Source organism: Psychrobacter sp. GW64-MNA-CIBAN-0177, from assembly GCF_040309585.1.
In the GTDB taxonomy this organism is placed as follows: domain Bacteria; phylum Pseudomonadota; class Gammaproteobacteria; order Pseudomonadales; family Moraxellaceae; genus Psychrobacter; species Psychrobacter okhotskensis.
On record NZ_JBEOOY010000501.1, the window covers coordinates 1 to 248 of the forward strand.

Genomic DNA, 248 nt, shown 5'->3' on the forward strand with positions numbered 1-248 from the left:
GCCTAGTAGGGCTGGTGGCACAGCGCGAGGAGGCAATTAATATTGCCTTTGCCAAATCTCATCCCCGCTTTAAGCTCTCCCCAGAAGTAAACGAAGAAGGCTATAACGCATTTTTGTCTGTGCCTGTGGTGCATCAAAAAAAAGTACTGGGCGTTATTGTAGTACAACAAAAAATGGCACGTGTATTTAGCCAAGATGAAGAATCGTTTTTAATTACTTTGTCGGCGCAACTTGCCTCACAATTAGCG

Annotated in this window: 1 protein-coding gene; it reads left to right on the forward strand. The window is 44.4% G+C overall.

Annotated elements, in window-relative coordinates:
- A partial coding sequence (locus tag AAEY79_RS15995) for a GAF domain-containing protein (protein WP_352289673.1) occupies nucleotides 1-248 on the forward strand: 248 nt, incomplete at both ends.